The sequence below is a fragment of the Nocardia sp. NPDC052001 genome, assembly GCF_040680615.1.
Taxonomy (GTDB): domain Bacteria; phylum Actinomycetota; class Actinomycetes; order Mycobacteriales; family Mycobacteriaceae; genus Nocardia.
In genome coordinates, this window is record NZ_JBFAXC010000002.1 from 36,657 (window position 1) to 53,087 (window position 16,431).

General features: G+C 67.3%; 15 protein-coding genes. 10 read left to right on the plus strand and 5 right to left on the minus strand.

The window, feature by feature from the left end; translation table 11 throughout:
• Positions 1 to 103: 103 nt before the first annotated feature.
• On the plus strand, positions 104 to 1,021 hold the full coding sequence (locus AB0L82_RS08555; protein ID WP_364632941.1) for an MBL fold metallo-hydrolase: 918 nt from the start codon (positions 104 to 106) through the stop codon (positions 1,019 to 1,021).
• Here the strand turns inward: AB0L82_RS08555 and AB0L82_RS08560 are convergent.
• Positions 1,015 to 1,602, minus strand: a complete 588-nt coding sequence (locus AB0L82_RS08560; protein ID WP_364632943.1) for an XRE family transcriptional regulator — start codon at positions 1,600 to 1,602, stop codon at positions 1,015 to 1,017. The genes AB0L82_RS08555 and AB0L82_RS08560 overlap by 7 nt on opposite strands.
• Before the next feature lie 86 nt (positions 1,603 to 1,688).
• Between AB0L82_RS08560 and AB0L82_RS08565 the strand changes: the two genes are divergently transcribed.
• Positions 1,689 to 2,684 (plus strand): NAD(P)/FAD-dependent oxidoreductase, encoded by a 996-nt coding sequence (locus AB0L82_RS08565; protein WP_364632945.1) that lies wholly within the window; start codon positions 1,689 to 1,691, stop codon positions 2,682 to 2,684.
• Here the strand turns inward: AB0L82_RS08565 and AB0L82_RS08570 are convergent.
• Positions 2,666 to 3,409 carry an alpha/beta fold hydrolase gene (locus tag AB0L82_RS08570; RefSeq protein WP_364632947.1) on the minus strand — a complete coding sequence of 248 codons (744 nt, stop codon included), beginning with the start codon at positions 3,407 to 3,409 and terminating at the stop codon, positions 2,666 to 2,668. The two genes, AB0L82_RS08565 and AB0L82_RS08570, sit on opposite strands and share 19 nt — an antisense overlap.
• Between AB0L82_RS08570 and AB0L82_RS08575 the strand changes: the two genes are divergently transcribed.
• Positions 3,384 to 3,557 (plus strand): hypothetical protein, encoded by a 174-nt coding sequence (locus AB0L82_RS08575; protein ID WP_364632949.1) that lies wholly within the window; start codon positions 3,384 to 3,386, stop codon positions 3,555 to 3,557. The two genes, AB0L82_RS08570 and AB0L82_RS08575, sit on opposite strands and share 26 nt — an antisense overlap.
• Before the next feature lie 53 nt (positions 3,558 to 3,610).
• Here the strand turns inward: AB0L82_RS08575 and AB0L82_RS08580 are convergent, their stop codons facing one another.
• Positions 3,611 to 4,381 carry an RNA polymerase sigma factor SigF gene (locus tag AB0L82_RS08580; protein WP_364632951.1) on the minus strand — a complete coding sequence of 257 codons (771 nt, stop codon included), beginning with the start codon at positions 4,379 to 4,381 and terminating at the stop codon, positions 3,611 to 3,613.
• A 283-nt stretch (positions 4,382 to 4,664) separates the two neighbouring features.
• Here AB0L82_RS08580 and AB0L82_RS08585 point away from each other — a divergent pair, with 283 nt between their 5' ends.
• Positions 4,665 to 5,564: a DoxX family membrane protein gene (locus AB0L82_RS08585; protein ID WP_364632952.1), complete on the plus strand. Its 900-nt coding sequence runs from the start codon at positions 4,665 to 4,667 to the stop codon at positions 5,562 to 5,564.
• Here the strand turns inward: AB0L82_RS08585 and AB0L82_RS08590 are convergent.
• Positions 5,542 to 6,450, minus strand: a complete 909-nt coding sequence (locus AB0L82_RS08590) for a LysR family transcriptional regulator (protein WP_364632954.1) — start codon at positions 6,448 to 6,450, stop codon at positions 5,542 to 5,544. The two genes, AB0L82_RS08585 and AB0L82_RS08590, sit on opposite strands and share 23 nt — an antisense overlap.
• A gap of 121 nt (positions 6,451 to 6,571) precedes the next feature.
• Between AB0L82_RS08590 and AB0L82_RS08595 the strand changes: the two genes are divergently transcribed.
• A complete protein-coding gene (locus tag AB0L82_RS08595; RefSeq protein ID WP_364632956.1) occupies positions 6,572 to 8,248 on the plus strand; it encodes a CDGSH iron-sulfur domain-containing protein in 1,677 nt (558 codons plus the stop codon).
• A gap of 13 nt (positions 8,249 to 8,261) precedes the next feature.
• Here the strand turns inward: AB0L82_RS08595 and AB0L82_RS08600 are convergent, their stop codons facing one another.
• The gene (locus AB0L82_RS08600) at positions 8,262 to 8,837 is read right to left on the minus strand and encodes a TetR/AcrR family transcriptional regulator (protein WP_364632958.1); all 576 of its coding nucleotides are present in this window, start codon (positions 8,835 to 8,837) and stop codon (positions 8,262 to 8,264) included.
• Between the two features lie 92 nt (positions 8,838 to 8,929).
• Between AB0L82_RS08600 and AB0L82_RS08605 the strand changes: the two genes are divergently transcribed.
• The 5 genes from AB0L82_RS08605 to AB0L82_RS08625 all read left to right on the plus strand — a co-directional run bounded on the left by AB0L82_RS08605 (position 8,930) and on the right by AB0L82_RS08625 (position 16,230).
• Complete coding sequence (locus AB0L82_RS08605; protein ID WP_364632959.1) at positions 8,930 to 10,141, plus strand: alpha/beta hydrolase; 1,212 nt, start codon at positions 8,930 to 8,932, stop codon at positions 10,139 to 10,141.
• 48 nt (positions 10,142 to 10,189) lie between these two features.
• Positions 10,190 to 10,753 (plus strand): TIGR03086 family metal-binding protein, encoded by a 564-nt coding sequence (locus tag AB0L82_RS08610; protein WP_364632961.1) that lies wholly within the window; start codon positions 10,190 to 10,192, stop codon positions 10,751 to 10,753.
• A 168-nt stretch (positions 10,754 to 10,921) separates the two neighbouring features.
• A complete protein-coding gene (locus AB0L82_RS08615) occupies positions 10,922 to 13,387 on the plus strand; it encodes a phosphoketolase family protein (protein WP_364632963.1) in 2,466 nt (821 codons plus the stop codon).
• 81 nt (positions 13,388 to 13,468) lie between these two features.
• Entirely contained in the window at positions 13,469 to 15,718 is a 2,250-nt protein-coding gene (locus AB0L82_RS08620; RefSeq protein ID WP_364632965.1) for a molybdopterin-dependent oxidoreductase, read from the plus strand.
• Positions 15,715 to 16,230: a helix-turn-helix domain-containing protein gene (locus tag AB0L82_RS08625; protein WP_364632967.1), complete on the plus strand. Its 516-nt coding sequence runs from the start codon at positions 15,715 to 15,717 to the stop codon at positions 16,228 to 16,230. The genes AB0L82_RS08620 and AB0L82_RS08625 overlap by 4 nt, the downstream gene beginning before the upstream one ends.
• Positions 16,231 to 16,431 lie beyond the last annotated feature (201 nt).

Genomic DNA, 16,431 nt, shown 5'->3' on the forward strand with positions numbered 1-16,431 from the left:
CAGCGGCAACGATACCCGCGGGGTATCGGGCGGCCGGAAAGGGTGTTGGACGGTGCGCGGCCGCGCGACTGGACTGAGGGCGAGTCGAGGACAGGAGTGTGCAATGACCGCAGCGGTGACACCCGAACATCCGATCCCGGATCCGGCGGTGAACCTCGCACAGGCTCGCGAGGTCGCCCGCGATCTGGTGGTGATCGAGAATCACGGCGTGCAATTGGTGCCCAATATCGGGGTGATCGGCGGGCGCGAAGCGGTGCTGGTGATCGATACGGGTATGGGGCCGCGCAATGCGGAGGCGGTGCTGGAGTTCGCGGCCGACTACGCGGCCGGACGCCGATTGTATTTGACGACAACGCATTTCCACCCCGAGCATGCTTTCGGTGCCGAGGTGTTCGCGGGCGAGGCGACCTATCTGATCAATCGGGCGCAGGCGCTGGATCTGGAGCGCAAGGGTGCGGCATATCTCGAAATGTTCCGGGGCCTGGGCGATTCGGTGGCGCGCCGACTCGAGGAGGTGCGGCTCATCGCACCGGATCAGATCTACGAGAGCGAGCACGAACTGGATCTGGGCGGTCGCCGGGTGCGCATGCGCGCCACCGGTCGCGGGCACAGCCTCGGCGATCAGGTGGTCGAAATCCCGGACGCCGACGTGCTTTTCACCGGTGATCTGGTGGAGGCGGGCCAGTTCGCCATCTTCCCGTGGTTCCCGCCGTACGACACCGATGTCTCGGGTATCGGCTGGCTCGCGGTCATGGAACGGCTCATCGCCGAGCGGCCGGGCACGGTGGTCCCCGGCCACGGTGCGATCGGCGGCCCCGAACTACTCGCCGAGGTCCGCGACTATCTGCGACTGTTGCGCGAGGAGACCTGGATTCGCCGCGACAGCGCCGTGAGCGAGGCGACGATCATCGCCGAGGTGCGCGCGATAATGCTTGCGCGGCACCCGGATTGGGCCGGACGCGAATGGATCGAGAACGGTATCGGCTGTCTGTGCGCCGAACACGCGCACGCCGGTCACTGATCCTTGGGTTTGGGGCGGGCGCGCAGGTGTGCGCGTTCGCCCTGTTTGCCGAACAGACTGAGGAATTCGACCGGATTGCCGTCCGCCGAACCGAACCAGTGCGGTTCGCGGGTATCGAATTCGGCCGCCTCACCGGGTGACATGACGAAATCGTGGTTGCCGAGAACCACGCGCAGGCGGCCGTTGAGGATGTACATCCATTCGTAGCCCTCATGCGTGCGCGGATCCGGTTCCTGGCGGCTGCCGCCCGGAATCACCAGCTTGTACGCCTGGATACCGCCCGCGCGCCGGGTGAGCGGCACCATGGTCATCCCGTTCATGCTGACCGGCCGCAGATGGATGCGCGGATCGCCGGTGGCGGGCGCGTCCACCAGTTCGTCCAGGGTCACCCCGTGCGCCTTGGCCAGCGGCAGCAGCAGTTCCAGGGTGGGCCGGCGCGCACCGGATTCCAGCCGGGACAGCGTGCTCACCGAGATTCCGGTGCTCGCGGACAGTTCCGCCAGGGTGGTGTCGCGTTTGCGGCGCAGTTCCCGCAGGCGCGGGCCGACCGCGTCCAGGGCCTGATCGAGTTCGGAGTCCATCCCCCGATTTTGCCGTATCGGCAACATTAGTTGCCAGGATTGTGGGTGTTCTCGCATTGTCGAAGCAGACGAACGAGGAGGTCAGGATGACGGATCAACTGGCGAACGGTTATGACGCGGTGGTGATCGGCGGCGGCGCGGCCGGGTTGAACGGTGCGCTCATGCTCGCGCGGGCCCGGCGCTCGGTACTGGTGATCGATGCGGGCGCACCGCGCAATGCCCCCGCCGAGGGAGTGCACGGGTTGCTGGCCCGCGAGGGCATATCCCCGGCCGAATTGGTCGAGCGCGGTCGCGAGGAGGTGCGCGGCTACGGCGGGCACATCATCTCGGGCACCGTGGTCGCCGCCACCCGCGACGGCGCGGACGGGACCGATGCGGTGGCCGATGCCGAAACCCTCGGCTTCACGGTCGAATTGGCCGACGGCCGGACCCTGCGCGCCCGGCGGCTGCTGGTGACCACCGGCCTGGTCGATGAGCTGCCCGATATCGCGGGCTTGCGAGAGCAGTGGGGCCACAATGTGATCCACTGCCCCTACTGCCATGGCTGGGAGGTTCGCGATCGCGCCATCGGCATCCTGGGCAGCGGACCCATGTCGGTGCATCAGGCACTGCTGTTCCGGCAGTGGAGCCCGGACGTCACCTATTTCGCGCATCACCTGCCCCCCACCGACGAACAGGCCGAACAGCTTGCGGCACGGGGTATTCCGGTGGTGACCGGTGAGGTGGCGGCACTGGAGACCGCCGACGGGAACGTCGTCGGCGTGCGGCTGGTGGACGGCACCGTCGTCCCCCGTACGGCCGTGGCGGTGGCCTCGCACATGGTCGCCCGCGCGAGTTTCCTTGCGCCCCTGGGCCTGAAGGCCGTCGACCACCCCTCGGGGATGGGGGAGCACGTGCCCGCCGTCGATCCCACCGGCCGTACCGAGGTGCCCGGCGTCTGGGTCGCGGGCAATGTCACCGATATGTCCGCCCAGGTGGGAGCCTCCGCCGCCGCGGGTGCCATGGCGGGCGCGATGATCAATGCCGATATGGTGACCGAGGAGACCGACGCGGCGGTGGCGGCCTACCGCGCTCGCGCCTGATCCAGTTCACCGACATAGGCGTCGATACGCGCGAAAGTCGCTCCGGGCTGTTCGAGCTGCGGCAGATGTCCTGCCTCGCTGATGATTTCGAGGCGGGCATCGCCGAAGGCCGCGGCATAGGCGGCCCCGTACGCGGGCGTGACGATCCGATCGCTCGCGCCCCACAGCAGCAGTGCGGGAATCCGCACCGCCGCGAGCCGGTCGAACAGGCTCAGATCGTGCATGTAGGGCTCGCCCGCGAGATGCCGTAGCGCGACCATATTCCCCTGTCGCACAGCGATTTGCGCGGCGGGCACGGTGGCCGGGTCCCGATGGAACCGATCCGGATCGTGATAGGAGTATTCGGCGATCTGACGCGTGTCGAGGGCGAAGAAATCCGGAATCGGTTCCGCGTCAACCCATATCCCGGTGGCGTCGATGAGGATCGGCCCGCCGATCAGGCCCGCGTCGTCCTGGGCGGCCATCTCGGCGGCGATCCAGCCACCGATGGAGGAGCCGGCCACCAGCACATCGCGCAACCCCCGCTCGGCGAGGTCGCGCAAGTAGGCGGCCGCGAGATCGGCGATGGTGTCGATCTCCGCCGGGCGCGGGGTGCCGTTCCAGCCGGGATGGGTGGGTGTGAGCACCCGCCGGGTGCGCCCCAGATGTTCGGCGAGGGTCGCCACGCTGAATGGCCCCGCACCGCCGTGCAGTACGAGAGTGGCGCCCGGTCGCGGGCGAGCCATCGAGCACCGGCTGACCCCGGAGGGCGAACGCACGCTCGCCGCCGCCAACCGGGTCGCCGACGCTGTACTGGCCGAATCCTTCGCCGCGCTGTCCGCCGCCGAACGCGCCACCCTGCGCGGACTGCTCGAACGCGTGGGAACGCATTGACGAGTGGCTCGCACCGGCGCTGACGAGCGGCTCGCGCCGGCGGGCGGCTCGCGTCAGTCGGCCAGGGCGTCCTCGCGGAGCTGGGTCAGCGTCCTGGTGAGAATGCGCGAGACGTGCATCTGCGAGATGCCGAGGCAATCGGCGATCTGCTTCTGCGTCTTGCATTCGAAATAGCGCATGGTCAGGATGTCGCGCTCACGGTCGCCGAGTTCGATCAGGTGCGGGCGCACCGCCATGCGCTGTTCGATGAGTTCGTAATCGGGATCCTCGCCGCCGAGGGTTTCGGCGGGCGGGATGGGGGAGTTCTCGCCGTCATCGCTGGTGTACGCGTCCAGCGAGGAGGTCTGATAGGCGTTGGCGGCGACCAGTGCCTGGGTGACCTCGAGCAGGTCGACGCCGAGTTCGGCGGCGATCTCGCGGGCCTTGGGCATCCGGCCCAGGCGCTGCGCGAGGCGTTCCACCGCGCCGCCGATCTGAAGCTGAATCTCCTTGGTGCGGCGCGGAACTCGTACCGACCAGGTGTAGTCGCGGAAGTGCCGGCGCACCTCGCCCATGATGGTGGGGATGGCGAAGGACAGGAAGGTCGAACCGCGCGAGATGTCATAGCGAGCGACGGCCTGCACCAGCCCCACCCGTGCCACCTGTTGCAGATCGTCGAATCCCTCACCGCGCCCGGCGAATCGGCGCGCGATATGGTCGGCGAGTGGCAGACAGCGTTGAATGATGCGCTCGCGCAACGCTTCTCGCTTGGGGTCGTGATCCTCTACGGCGATGGCGAGCTCTTCGAAAGCCGCCTCGATATTGTCGTAGCTGTTCTCGCTCATCGGTTGCACTCCGACTTCCGCCGATTCGCTCGCGACCTCTCGCTGAGGGGAGGTCGGCTGCGTCGCGTCGCGGATGCCGCGGCGGAAAAATCGGCTGTCGCACTGGTGCGGCCGCAGGGACTGCGGGCCGCGCCGGGATCGGCTGTGTTATCAACCTTCCCTGCGGGTACCCAGCGCGCTCGTTGTCAAACCGAGATTCCGATAACACGCTATCCACCGGGGGGTTTATCGAGCCTGATCCGGGTATCGCCGGAATAACGGCGACCCGGAAGGAACCCCTCACATGTTGATGCGACGACTTGCCCGCCCGCTCCTGGCCACGGCCTTCATTGCCGACGGATTGGACACCCTCGCCAATCCGCAGCAGCGCGCCAAGGCCGCCACGGTGCGGGTGCAACAGGCGCAGCGCGCATTACCCGAGCGCTACGCGGACCGGCTGCCCGAACCCGAACGCGCGGTGCGCATCAATGCCATGGTGCAGGTGGGCGGTGGCGTGCTGCTGGCCTTCGGGCGGGTGCCCCGGCTGGCCGCGGCGGTGCTCGCGGCCACCGTGATTCCCGCGACGCTCACCGAACAGGATTTCTGGGCCGAGAACGACCCGGCCCTGCGATCGGCCAAGCGGGTGGGATTCCTGAAGGATGTGAGCCTGCTCGGCGGTCTGCTCATCGCCTCGGGCGATGTCGGCGGGCGCGGTACGCCCGGATGGAAGAAGCTGGCCGGACGTGCCGCCGCCGGAACGGCCGGTCTGGCCGATGCGGCGCAGACGCACGGCGCGCAGCTCGCCGAGCGCGCCCAGGAATCCGGTGCGCATCTGGCCGAGCGTGCCCAGGTACAGGGCTCGCACCTGGCCGAATTCGCCAAGGATCACGGCCCGCAGCTGGCCGAGACGGCCCGCGAGCGCGCCGCGGAGCTCTCCGAATTCGCCAGGGATCGCGGCGCGGAACTCGCCGACGTGATGAAGGATCGGGGCGCGGTGCTCTCGGACGTGGTCAAGGATCGAGGGTCGGTGCTGTCGGAGGTCGTCAAGGATCGCGGTGCGGCGTTGGCCGAGGTGGTCAAGGACCGGGGCGCGGATCTGGGCGAGGTGGTGAAGGATCGCGGTGCCGAACTGGCCGAGCGGGTGCGTGAGCGCGGCGAGGAGCTGCCCGCGCGCAAGTCGTTCACATCTCGTTGGCGCGCTTGATATTTCCCATCGCGACGGCGTGCGCAGCGGCGTCGAAGGCGCGGATGCGGGCGGTCTCATCACAGGCGCGCCAGGTGAAACCCCAGTGCATGGGCGGGGTTTCGATGATCGGCACGAACGCGATATCGGGCCGCCGATAGAACCGATCCACCTGCGCGCCGCAGATGAACGCGCCCTCACCCGCGCCGATACTGGCGAGCACCTCCTGAAAGGTGTGCGTGATCCGGCCGCGCGGAATGGGCCTGCCGGCAGGGGTTTCGCCGGGAATGTGGTCCTCGACCCACGAGCGCGGCACGGTATCGGGCACGTCCAGCAGGGTCACCGCCGCCAGATCCTCCGGTTCGATCTTGTCCCGGCTCGCCAGGGGATGCGTTACGGATACGGCCAGGACGCGCGGTTCGGTGATCAGCACCGGACCGTGCACCAGGCCCGGATCCTCGATGGGCCTGCTCACCAGCACCATGTCGAAACCGCTGCTGAACCAGCGCAATCCGTCGGTGAGCTGGGCATCGCGGATATTCAGCTCGGTTTCGGGATGATCGGCGCGAAAGCTCGCGGCGGTGGCGTGACAGAGCTGTCCGGCGGCCGCGCCGATGAACCCCACGGTGAGCGTGCCCGCGAAACCCCGGCCCGCGCCGATGGCCCGCCGAATGGCCTGCTGAATCTGTTCGTGTCCGGGTCGCAGATCGCTGAGCAGTTGCTCGCCTATCCGGGTGAGGGCGACCCGCCGGGTGGTGCGCCGGAACAGCTGTGCGCCCACCCGGCGCTCGAGCTGTCCGATGGTCTGGCTGACCCGGCTGGGGGAGACGTGTAGCTGTTCGGCGGCGCGCCCGAAATGCAGGTGTTCCGCGACGGCGAGGAATCCCTCGATTTCGTAGAGCTCCATGGTCCTTCGCTCGTTTCCTGAGTGGCACTACGTAAGCGTTGAGCGAACGGTCGTTGTTCCCGAGCCTGGAGGTGGGCCATTCTTCGAGTGGATATCCGTTCGCGCCGAGGGAAGGGCCGCCTTGACCACCGCCATCCAGAACGAACTCCGAACACTGCTGGCTCGTGCCCGTCAGCTCGATGGTGAACTCGTCGAGGGCGCGACCCCGCTGGCCGATTCGGTGATCCGCCCGCTGGCCGCCGCGGTCGGCGAAATAGACTCCGCCGCAAGCGAACCCGAGCCGGGTGAACCGCAATCGCGACTCTGGGAGCTGGCCAAGGACGCCACCCGCCTGCGCGTGGGCAACGATCAGCCCGAATTGCTGGAGGCGGTGGCCGCGCTCCAGCATCTGGCGTGCGTATTCGCTTCGGACGAAGAGGTTTTGACCGCGCGAATCGCCGAACTCACTGAGATTCAGGGTGTTTCGCCGACGCATATCGATGTGTCCCCGGACGGTCCGTACCTGGTCACGAACCCGGAGCAGCTCACCAACTGGCTCGGCGAACCCGTGCGCACCTTCCCGCAGATGGCGCTGTGCCGTTGCGGCGCTTCGGAAATGAAGCCGCTGTGCGATGGCAGCCACGCCCGGATCGGGTTCAGCGGCGCGAAGGATCCCGAACGCGTGCCGGATCGGCTCGACACCTATCCCGGGGTCGGGATGACCATCACCGACAATCGCGGTATCTGCGCGCATTCGGGTTTCTGTACCGACCGGGTGCCCACCGCCTTCCGTGCCACCGAGGAGCCTTTCGTGGCCCCCAGTGGCGCTCGTGCCGATGAGCTCACGGCGGCGGTGCGCGCCTGCCCGTCCGGCGCGCTGGGCAGTCCGCAAGTGGTGCTCCCGCACCGGGATCCGGCCATCGAGGTGTCCAAGGACGGTCCGTACCGGATCACCGGCGGCGTACCGCTCGACGGCGATGACGCCCGCGAGCACTACAGCCTGTGCCGGTGCGGTCAGTCCCGCAACAAGCCGTTCTGCAGCGGTATGCACTACTACGTCGAATTCCGCGATCCGCCGCTGTCCGAGGAGCCCTCGCTCTACGAGTGGGCGGGCGGGCTGCCCGCGCTCACCCGAATGACCAAGATCTTTTACGGCAAATACGTGGCGCAGGACGATCTGCTGGCCCCGCTGTTCGCCCGCATGTCCCCCGACCATCCGGAGCGGGTGGCCGCCTGGATGACCGAAACCTTCGGCGGGCCACAGCTTTACACCGAGCAGTACGGCGGTTACGACCATATGGTCGCCGAGCACGCCGGTAAGGCGCTGACCGAACAGTGGCGCGCCCGCTGGGCCCAGCTCATCTCGCGGGCCGCCGATGACGCGGGCCTGCCGCGCGATCCGGAGTTCCGCGCCGCCTTCGCCGCCTATGTCGAATGGGGTTCGCGCATCGCGGTGGAGAATTCCCAGCCGGGTGCGAATCCGCCGCCGCATATGCCGGTGCCGCGCTGGTGGTGGGTCTGCAATGCCACTCCGGGATCACGTATTTCGGCGCTCGCGCCCAAGGCCGAGCAGTCGGCCGTGCTGCCGTCGGCCGGTGAGCCGATCGGATTCGCCGAGCACATCAAACCGCTGTTCCGGGAGATGGATCGCAAATCCATGAGCTGGGTGTTCGATCTGTGGTCGCACGATGACGTGACCCAGCACGCCGACGGCATTCTCGCCCGCCTGCGGCAGGGTTCGATGCCGTGCGACGGTGCCTGGCCCGCGGAACACGTGGATGCCTTCGAGGCGTGGATCAAGGACGGCTGCCCGGCCTGAGTTCCCTTGTGATTCAAGCGGATTGGTCGACCAGCCGGTCGGCCAATCCGTTCGTGTATCCGGGGTCGAGCGGCCCCATGCCGAACAGGGTCCGGATATAGATCGGGGCCAGTATGTGGTCCACGATATCCATCGGATCCGGTGCCCGCTCACCCCTGGCGGTCGCCCGGTCCACCATGGTGCGCAATTGTTCGAAACGCGCCATGAGGAACTGATTTCGGGCCTGCTGACCGGTTTCCCCGGCATTGGTCAGCGCCATCGCCAGCCGCAGCACCCCGAGCCCGCCCGGACCGGACACATCCGAGGCGACCTTCGCCGCGAAACCGCGCAGGTCCGTGGTCAGGCTGCCGGTATCGGGAATCGGTGAATGCTCGGTGAGCCAGCCGATGGCCGCGTCAGCGCTGAGCGCCTCCAGCGTGCCCCAGCGGCGATAGATGCTGGTATCGGCCACTCCGGCGCGCGCGGCGACCTCGCCGATCGTGAAATTGCCGTAGCCGCGCTCGGCTGCGAGTTCGGTGACCGCCTGGTGGACGGCGGTGCGCACCCGGGCGCTGCGCCCGCCGGGCCGCCGGGTCTTCTCCGATTCCATGACCACACTCTAACGCAGTTGGGGGTTGCGTTTAGTTCGGCATGCTTCTACGGTTGTTCTTAACGCCGCTACGAACTGCTTTAGGAGCTATCATGCAACCGGTTTTCTTCCCCGAGGACACCCAGTTCTGGTACGAGACGCTGCGCACCCTCGGCCACATCACCTACGGCGGCGCCGATTTCGGCGAGGCCGTCGCGACCACCCACCGCATCAAGGCCGGCGACTACGACAGCTGGCATGACGAATGGCTCACCACCGCCGATCGGGTTGCGGCACAGGCGCGTTCCTCGCTGGCGGGCGGTCACCCGGTCAGCGCCCGGGACGCGTTCCTGCGTGCTTCGAACTACTACCGCAATGCCGAATTCTTCCTGCACGGCGATCCGGCCGATCCGCGCGTCACCCACGCCTACGACCTACAGGTCGAATGCTTCCGCGCGGCAGCGGAATTGGCGGTGACGCCGATCGAGCCGATCGAAATCCCCTACGAGGGCACCACCTTGCCCGGCTACTTCTACCGCGTCGACGAGTCCGGCGCACCGCGCCCGACCGTGCTGATGTGCAACGGTTTCGACGGTTCCGCCGAGGAGATGTACTTCTCCGGTGCGGCCGCCGCCGTGGAACGCGGGTACAACGTGCTGGTCTACGACGGCCCGGGTCAGCCCGGCGCGGTGCATCGCCGCGGCCTGCACTTCCGCCCGGATTGGGAGAACGTGGTCGGCCCGGTCATCGACTACGCGCTGACCCGCCCCGAAGTCGATCCCGCTCGCCTGGCCCTGTTCGGCAACAGCATGGGCGGTGTGCTGACCCCGCGCGCGGCAGCCTTCGAACCCCGCGTCTCCGCCCTGATCACCGTGGACGGAATCTACGACCTGGGCGATATCTCCACCGCGAACCTGCCCGGTGAGCGCGCCGAGGTCGAACGCCGCCTGCGTGCCGATTCCGATCCCGAATTCGACGCCATGCTCGACGCGGCCGTTCAGCACAGCCCGATGCTGCGCTGGGCCGTCGATCAGGGCAAGTTCACCTTCGGAATCGGCACCGCCCGCGAATTCTGCGCCGCCTACCTCGATTATCACGTGCGCGACGGCATCGCCGAGCGCATCACCTGCCCGACCCTGGTCTGCGACGGTGTGGACGACGGCTTCTTCCAGGGCCAGCCCGAACTGCTGTATGACCACCTCACCTGCCCCAAGACCCTGGTGAAGTTCACCGAAGCCGAAGGCGCGGACGCGCATTGCCAATCCGGTGCGCAGCGCCTGGCCTACGCCCGCGTCTACGACTGGCTCGACGACGTCTTCGCCTGATCTCGCCGCACCCGGCCCTGTCGCATTCGAAAGTTCCTGGAGCACACCATGTCCAGCATCGTCGACCACATCGACACCGCACTGACCGCGACCGGCCGCATAGTCGACGCCATCGCCGCCGACCAGCTGTCCGCGCCCACCCCGTGCGAAAAGTGGGATGTCCGAACCGAACTCAACCACCTGGTCGGCGGTATGCGCATCTTCGCCGCCGAACTGACCGGCACCGATCCGGGCGGCGAACACGAATCCGATTGGCTCACCACCGATCACCACGCCGCCTACCGCACCGCCGCGACTCTCGACCGTGCCGCCTGGCACCGCCCGGACGCCCTGTCCGGCACGGTGCGTCTGGGCTTCGGCCCTGTTCCTGGCACCCTTGCGGCCCTCATCCACCTGACCGAGGTTCTGGTGCACGGTATGGATCTCGCGGTCGCGACCGGCCGCGAGGATCTCATCGATCAGCGAGCGGCCGCCGACCTCCTGGAAATCCTGCGCGACAATGATTTCGACAACTTCCGGCGACCCGGCATGTTCGGCCCGGCAGTGGGTATCGCGGCAGCTGTCCCCGCACATCGGCGGCTGCTGGCCTTCACGGGCCGGGCGCTGCTCTGAGTCCGATGTCGGCACGGGTGGGCGCAGCGCGATCGCGACCACGGCGACATCGGGGCGGCGGCGTCGGCTATGTCCGGATGTCGGTCGGGGGAGCGGGTAGCCTGGGCGTAAATCTCCGCCCGAAAGGTCCGCCCAGGCGATACCCCGCAAGCGTGAGGAGTTCGGTGCATGACGCAGTTGACCAGCGCGAATGATGACACTTCGGCCGACAATATCGGCGGTGAGGGCGGTCGGACCGTCGCGCCGACGCCCTATCGACTCGATGACAGTCCCGGACCCCTCGATCGGGATGAACTCGGCCTCATCGATGCCTGGTGGCGGGCGGCGAACTATCTGGCGGTGGGGCAGATCTATCTGATGGCCAATCCGCTGCTGCGCGAGCCGCTGGAAGCCGAGCAGATCAAGCCGCGACTGCTCGGGCATTTCGGTACCGTGCCGGGCCTGAATCTGGTGTGGGCGCATGCCAATCGGGCCATTCTGAGCCGGGATCTGAACGCGGTCTTCGTGGCAGGGCCGGGGCACGGCGGGCCGGGGCCGAACGCGTGCGCCTGGCTGGAGGGCACCTACTCCGAGCTGTACAGCGGTATTCCGCGCGATGCCGATGGGATGCGGGCGTTGTTCGCGCAGTTCTCCTTTCCGGGCGGCGTGCCGAGTCACTGTGCGCCCGAGACGCCGGGTTCCTTCCACGAGGGCGGTGAACTCGGGTATTCGCTGCTGCACGCTTTCGGTGCGGCACTGGACAATCCGAGCCTGACCGTCTTCTGTGTGATCGGTGACGGGGAGGCCGAGACCGGACCGCTCGCTGGCAGCTGGCACGCGAACAAGTTCCTCAATCCAGCGCGCGACGGTGCGGTGCTGCCGATTCTCGCGCTGAACGAATACAAGATCGCGAATCCGACCATCCTGGCCCGCATTCCGGAATCGGAGCTGATCTCGCTGCTGCGTGGTTACGGATACGAGCCGATCATCGTCTCGGGCACCGATCCGGCGGCGGTGCATCAGGATATGGCCGCCGCGATGGACGACTGTATGGACCGGATCGCCGAGATCCAGCAGATCGCGCGCACCGGCGATCCGACCCGCCCGATCTGGCCGATGATCGTCATGCGCACCCCGAAGGGCTGGACGTGTCCGCCGATCGTCGACGGCGAACAGGTGGAGGGCACCTTCCGGGCCCATCAGGTGCCGCTGCCCGCCGCCCGCACCGATGCGAAACATCGTGCGGTACTGGAGAAGTGGCTGGAGTCCTATCGCCCGCGCGAGCTGTTCGACGATTCCGGCCGCCCCGTCGAGGAGTTGCTGCGACTGGTTCCGGCGGGGGACCGGCGGATGAGCGCCAACCCGGTCGCCAATGGCGGCACCCTGGTACGCGATCTGGCCCTGCCCGATTGGCGCGACTACGGTGTCGAGGTCCCGTCACCCGGCGCCACCAAACATGAGGCGACACAGGTGCTCGGCACCTGGCTGCGCGATGTCACCGCCGCCAATCCGCACAACTTCCTCACCTTCGCCCCCGATGAGCTCGCCAGCAATCGCCTCCAGGACATCCTCACCGTCACCGGCCGGGACTGGCAGGCCGAAATCGGTGAGTACGACGTGAAATTGGATCGCACCGGCCGGGTCATCGAGGTGCTGTCCGAGCATATGTGCGAGGGCCTGCTGGAGGGCTATCTGCTCACCGGCCGGCACGGCGTCTTCACCTGCTACGAGGCGTTCATCCACATTATCGACGCCATGTTCAATCAGCACGCCAAATGGCTGGACGCCAGCGCGGCGGTGCCGTGGCGACGCCCCATCCCGAGCCTGAATTACCTGCTGTCCTCACATGTTTGGCGACAGGACCACAATGGCTTCACCCATCAGGACCCCGGATTCCTGGATGTGGTGCTGAACAAGTCACCGGAGATCGTGCGGGTGTACCTGCCGCCGGACGCCAATACCCTGCTCTCCACCTATGATCACTGCCTGCGCTCGCGGCACTATGTGAACGTCGTGGTCGCGGGTAAACAGCCGCAGCCGGACTGGCTTTCGGTGCCGGAGGCCACGGTGCACTGTGCGCGCGGTGCGGGCATCTGGGACTGGGCGGGCCATAACGACGATCTCGGCACCACCCCGGACGTGGTGCTGGCGTGCGCGGGCGATGTGCCGACGCTGGAGACCCTGGCGGCGGCCGCGATCCTGCGGGAACGACTGCCGGACTTGCGGATTCGGGTGATCAATATCGTCGACCTGATGCGCCTGCAAACGCGGGACGAGCATCCGCACGGCCTGCCGGACAGCCTCTTCGACACCATGTTCACCACCGATCGCCCGGTCATCTTCGCCTTCCACGGCTACCCGTGGCTGATCCACCGCCTCACCTACCGGCGGGCCAACCATTCCGGCTTGCATGTGCGCGGATACAAGGAGAAGGGCACCACCACAACACCTTTCGACATGGTGATGCTCAATGACATGGATCGCTTCCACCTGGTCATGGATGTCATCGACCGTGTACCCGGACTGCAAACGCGAGCCGCCGGGCTCCGCCAGGAAATGGTGGACGCGCGCTGGACGGCCCGCGCCTGGACCCGTGAACACGGCGAGGACATCCCGGAGGTCGCGAACTGGTCGTGGCCGTATCCGCGTACCTGATTTCGGCGGCTTTCCCCCGTCCGGCCCGCGACTTTCCCCGAGTGGGTAGCGCAAGTGAACTGACTCACCTACGCTGGGCGAATGACGGACTGGCAGCCCACGGCATGCATCCTGTGCGAGTGCAACTGCGGCATTCAGGTGCTGCTCGGGCCGGACGGCCGGTCCTTCGAGAAGATCCGCGGCGATAAGCTGCACCCCGCCTCGGCGGGCTACACCTGCAATAAGGCGCTGCGCCTGGATCACTACCAGAATGGCCGCACCGACCGCCTGACCACGCCGCTGCGCCGCCGCCCCGACGGTGAGTTCGAGGAAATCGACTGGGATACCGCGATTTCCGAGATCGCCGCGCGGCTGCGGGAGATCGGGCTGCGCCACGGCGGCGAATCGATCTTCTACTACGGCGGTGGCGGTCAGGGCAATCATCTGGGCGGGGCGTACGCGCCCGCCACCATGGCCGCCTTCGGCATGAAGTACCGCTCCAGTGCGCTGGCGCAGGAGAAGACCGGTGACTTCTGGGTGGGTGCGCGCATGACCGGCTATCCCATGCGCGCCGATGTCGAACATGCCGAGGTGGCGTTCTTCATCGGCAAGAATCCCTATCAGTCGCACGGGTTTCCGCGCGCCCGCACGGTGCTCAAGGAGATCGGCCGGGATCCGGAGCGATCCATGATCGTGCTCGATCCGGTGCGCACCGAAACCGCCGAACTCGCCGATTTCCATTTGCAATTGCGCCCCGGCACCGATGTGTACCTGCTCTCGGCCATGGCGGCGATCCTGCTGCGCGACAACCTCATCGATACCGCCTGGCTGGCCGAACACACCCTCGGCCTGGACGAGGTGGCGGCGGTGCTGCGCTCGGTACCGATCGAGAAGTACTGCGCCATAGCCGATGTCGACCTCGATCTGGTGGTGGCGGCGACGCATCGGCTGGCCCGCGCCGAATCGGTGGCGGCGCTGGAGGATCTCGGCGTGCAGATGAACCGGTACTCCACCGTCGTGAGTTACGTGGAGAAGCTGGTGTGGCTGCTCACCGGCAATGTGGGTAAGCCCGGCACCCAGTACGCCTTCACCGGTATGGCCGCCATCGGCCATGATCGCGGACATCCGGCGGGGGAGGGGCCGCGCAGTCCGGTCGCGGGCGCGCCGATCATCAGCGGTCTGGTGCCGTGCAATGTGATCACCGAGGAGATCCTCACCGATCATCCGGCCCGCTATCGCGCCATGTTCATCGAGAGCAGCAATCCCGTGCATTCCCTGGCGGATTCGGCTCGTATGCGCGCGGCGCTGGAATCGCTGGAGCTGGTGGTGGTGGTCGATGTGGCCATGACCGAGACCGCGCGCCAGGCCGACTATGTGCTGCCCGCCGCCACCCAGTTCGAGAAGTACGAGGCGACGTTCTTCAATTTCGACTTCCCGCGCAATATCTTCCACCTGCGGCATCCGCTGCTGCCCGCGCCCGAGGGCGTCCTGGCCGAACCGGAGATCCACGCCCGCCTGGTCGAGGCGTCGGGAGCGCTCACCGAGGACGACTACCGCCCGCTGCGCGAGGCCCTCGCTCAGGGCCGCGAGGCGTTCGCCATGGCCTTCCTCGGCATTCTCGCCGACCGGAACAAATCGAAACTCGCTCCGGTACTGCTGTATCGGACGCTGGGGCCGACTCTGCCCGATGGTGCGGCCGCGGCCGCGCTGCTGTGGGCCGCGGCCTACAACTGCGCGCGCAAGTTCCCCGCGAGCGTCGAACGCGCCGGGTACGGCACCGGATTGGCGGCGGGCGAGCGGCTGTTCGAGGCCATCCTCACCGGTAAACACGGCATCGTCATCACCGAGGACGATTACGAGGAGACCTGGAATCGGCTGCGCGACAGCAAGATCCAGCTGCATCTGGCGGACCTGCTGAACGTCGTGGCCACCCTGCCCGAATTCGACGCCGCCGACGATCAGTGGCCGTTCGTACTGTCCGCCGGTGAGCGGCGCGCCTTCACCGCCAACACCATCGTCCGGGATCCGCTGTGGCGCAAGCGCGATGGCGGCGGCACGCTGCGCATGAGCCAATCCGACGCCGAGCGGCTCGGCGTCAGCTCCGGTGATCTGATTCGCGTCACCACCCGGCGCGGCAGCGTCGAGGTCCCGGTGGAGCCCACCGATCGCATGCGCCCCGGCCACCTGTCCCTGCCCAATGGTTTCGGGCTCTCGGTGACCGATGCCACCGGAGCACAGGTCACCACCGGCGCGGCGCCCAATGAACTCACCGAATTCGATTCCCGCGACGAATGGGTCGGCACCCCGTGGCATAAGTACGTTCCGGCCCGCTTGGATACCGTGGACGCATGAAACGGACGACGTTCGCCAATTGGCCGTGCACGGTGGCGCGCACGGTGGACCTCATCGGCGATTGGTGGACGCCGCTCGTCCTGCGCGAAGCCTTCTACGGCGCACAGCGTTTCGACGAATTCGAGCGCATTCTGGGCCTGAGCCGCAATGTGCTCACCCAGCGCCTGACCCGCCTGGTGGACGAGGGCCTGCTCGAACGCGTGCGCTACCAGGAGCGCCCGCCCCGATTCGAATACCACCTCACCGATCAGGGCCGCGATTTCTTCCCCGTCATCGCGGCCATGATGGCCTGGGGCGATCGCTACCTCGCCCCCGACGGCCCGCCGGTGGTGCTGCACCACACGGTCTGCGACCACGACACCCACGCCGAGGTGGTCTGCGCGCACTGCCGTGAACCCCTGCGCCACGCCGATGTCTCGGTGTCGCTCGGCCCCGGCTTCCCCGACCGGCACCGCGCAACCGCGCTCGCCACGGGGCGATTCGGTGATGTGGAGCCGGGGAATCCCGAGTAATTCCGCTAGAGGTACGAGCAGAAACATCGCCGGGCAGGGGAGCGTGCGGTGACCATCATGACCATCTCCTTGAAATGAATTTCAAGGATTCACATCGCGCCGCCTACGAGTCAATCTCGAACGGTGCCCTTCCGGAATTCTGTACGGAACTTTTACGGCTTAGCCTGAATCCTTTACGGTTCACCATAATTCGGCTCTGAC

What these genes read in the sequence shown, in the direction of transcription:
- AB0L82_RS08625 (WP_364632967.1), top strand. Translation starts at nt 15,715, where the DNA reads ATGAAACGGACGACGTTCGCCAATTGGCCGTGCACGGTGGCGCGCACG.
- AB0L82_RS08585 (WP_364632952.1), top strand. Translation starts at nt 4,665, where the DNA reads ATGTTGATGCGACGACTTGCCCGCCCGCTCCTGGCCACGGCCTTCATT.
- AB0L82_RS08560 (WP_364632943.1), bottom strand. Translation starts at nt 1,602, where the DNA reads ATGGACTCCGAACTCGATCAGGCCCTGGACGCGGTCGGCCCGCGCCTG.
- AB0L82_RS08610 (WP_364632961.1), top strand. Translation starts at nt 10,190, where the DNA reads ATGTCCAGCATCGTCGACCACATCGACACCGCACTGACCGCGACCGGC.
- AB0L82_RS08600 (WP_364632958.1), bottom strand. Translation starts at nt 8,837, where the DNA reads ATGGAATCGGAGAAGACCCGGCGGCCCGGCGGGCGCAGCGCCCGGGTG.
- AB0L82_RS08565 (WP_364632945.1), top strand. Translation starts at nt 1,689, where the DNA reads ATGACGGATCAACTGGCGAACGGTTATGACGCGGTGGTGATCGGCGGC.
- AB0L82_RS08605 (WP_364632959.1), top strand. Translation starts at nt 8,930, where the DNA reads ATGCAACCGGTTTTCTTCCCCGAGGACACCCAGTTCTGGTACGAGACG.
- AB0L82_RS08555 (WP_364632941.1), top strand. Translation starts at nt 104, where the DNA reads ATGACCGCAGCGGTGACACCCGAACATCCGATCCCGGATCCGGCGGTG.
- AB0L82_RS08615 (WP_364632963.1), top strand. Translation starts at nt 10,922, where the DNA reads ATGACGCAGTTGACCAGCGCGAATGATGACACTTCGGCCGACAATATC.
- AB0L82_RS08570 (WP_364632947.1), bottom strand. Translation starts at nt 3,409, where the DNA reads ATGGCTCGCCCGCGACCGGGCGCCACTCTCGTACTGCACGGCGGTGCG.
- AB0L82_RS08580 (WP_364632951.1), bottom strand. Translation starts at nt 4,381, where the DNA reads ATGAGCGAGAACAGCTACGACAATATCGAGGCGGCTTTCGAAGAGCTC.
- AB0L82_RS08590 (WP_364632954.1), bottom strand. Translation starts at nt 6,450, where the DNA reads ATGGAGCTCTACGAAATCGAGGGATTCCTCGCCGTCGCGGAACACCTG.
- AB0L82_RS08620 (WP_364632965.1), top strand. Translation starts at nt 13,469, where the DNA reads ATGACGGACTGGCAGCCCACGGCATGCATCCTGTGCGAGTGCAACTGC.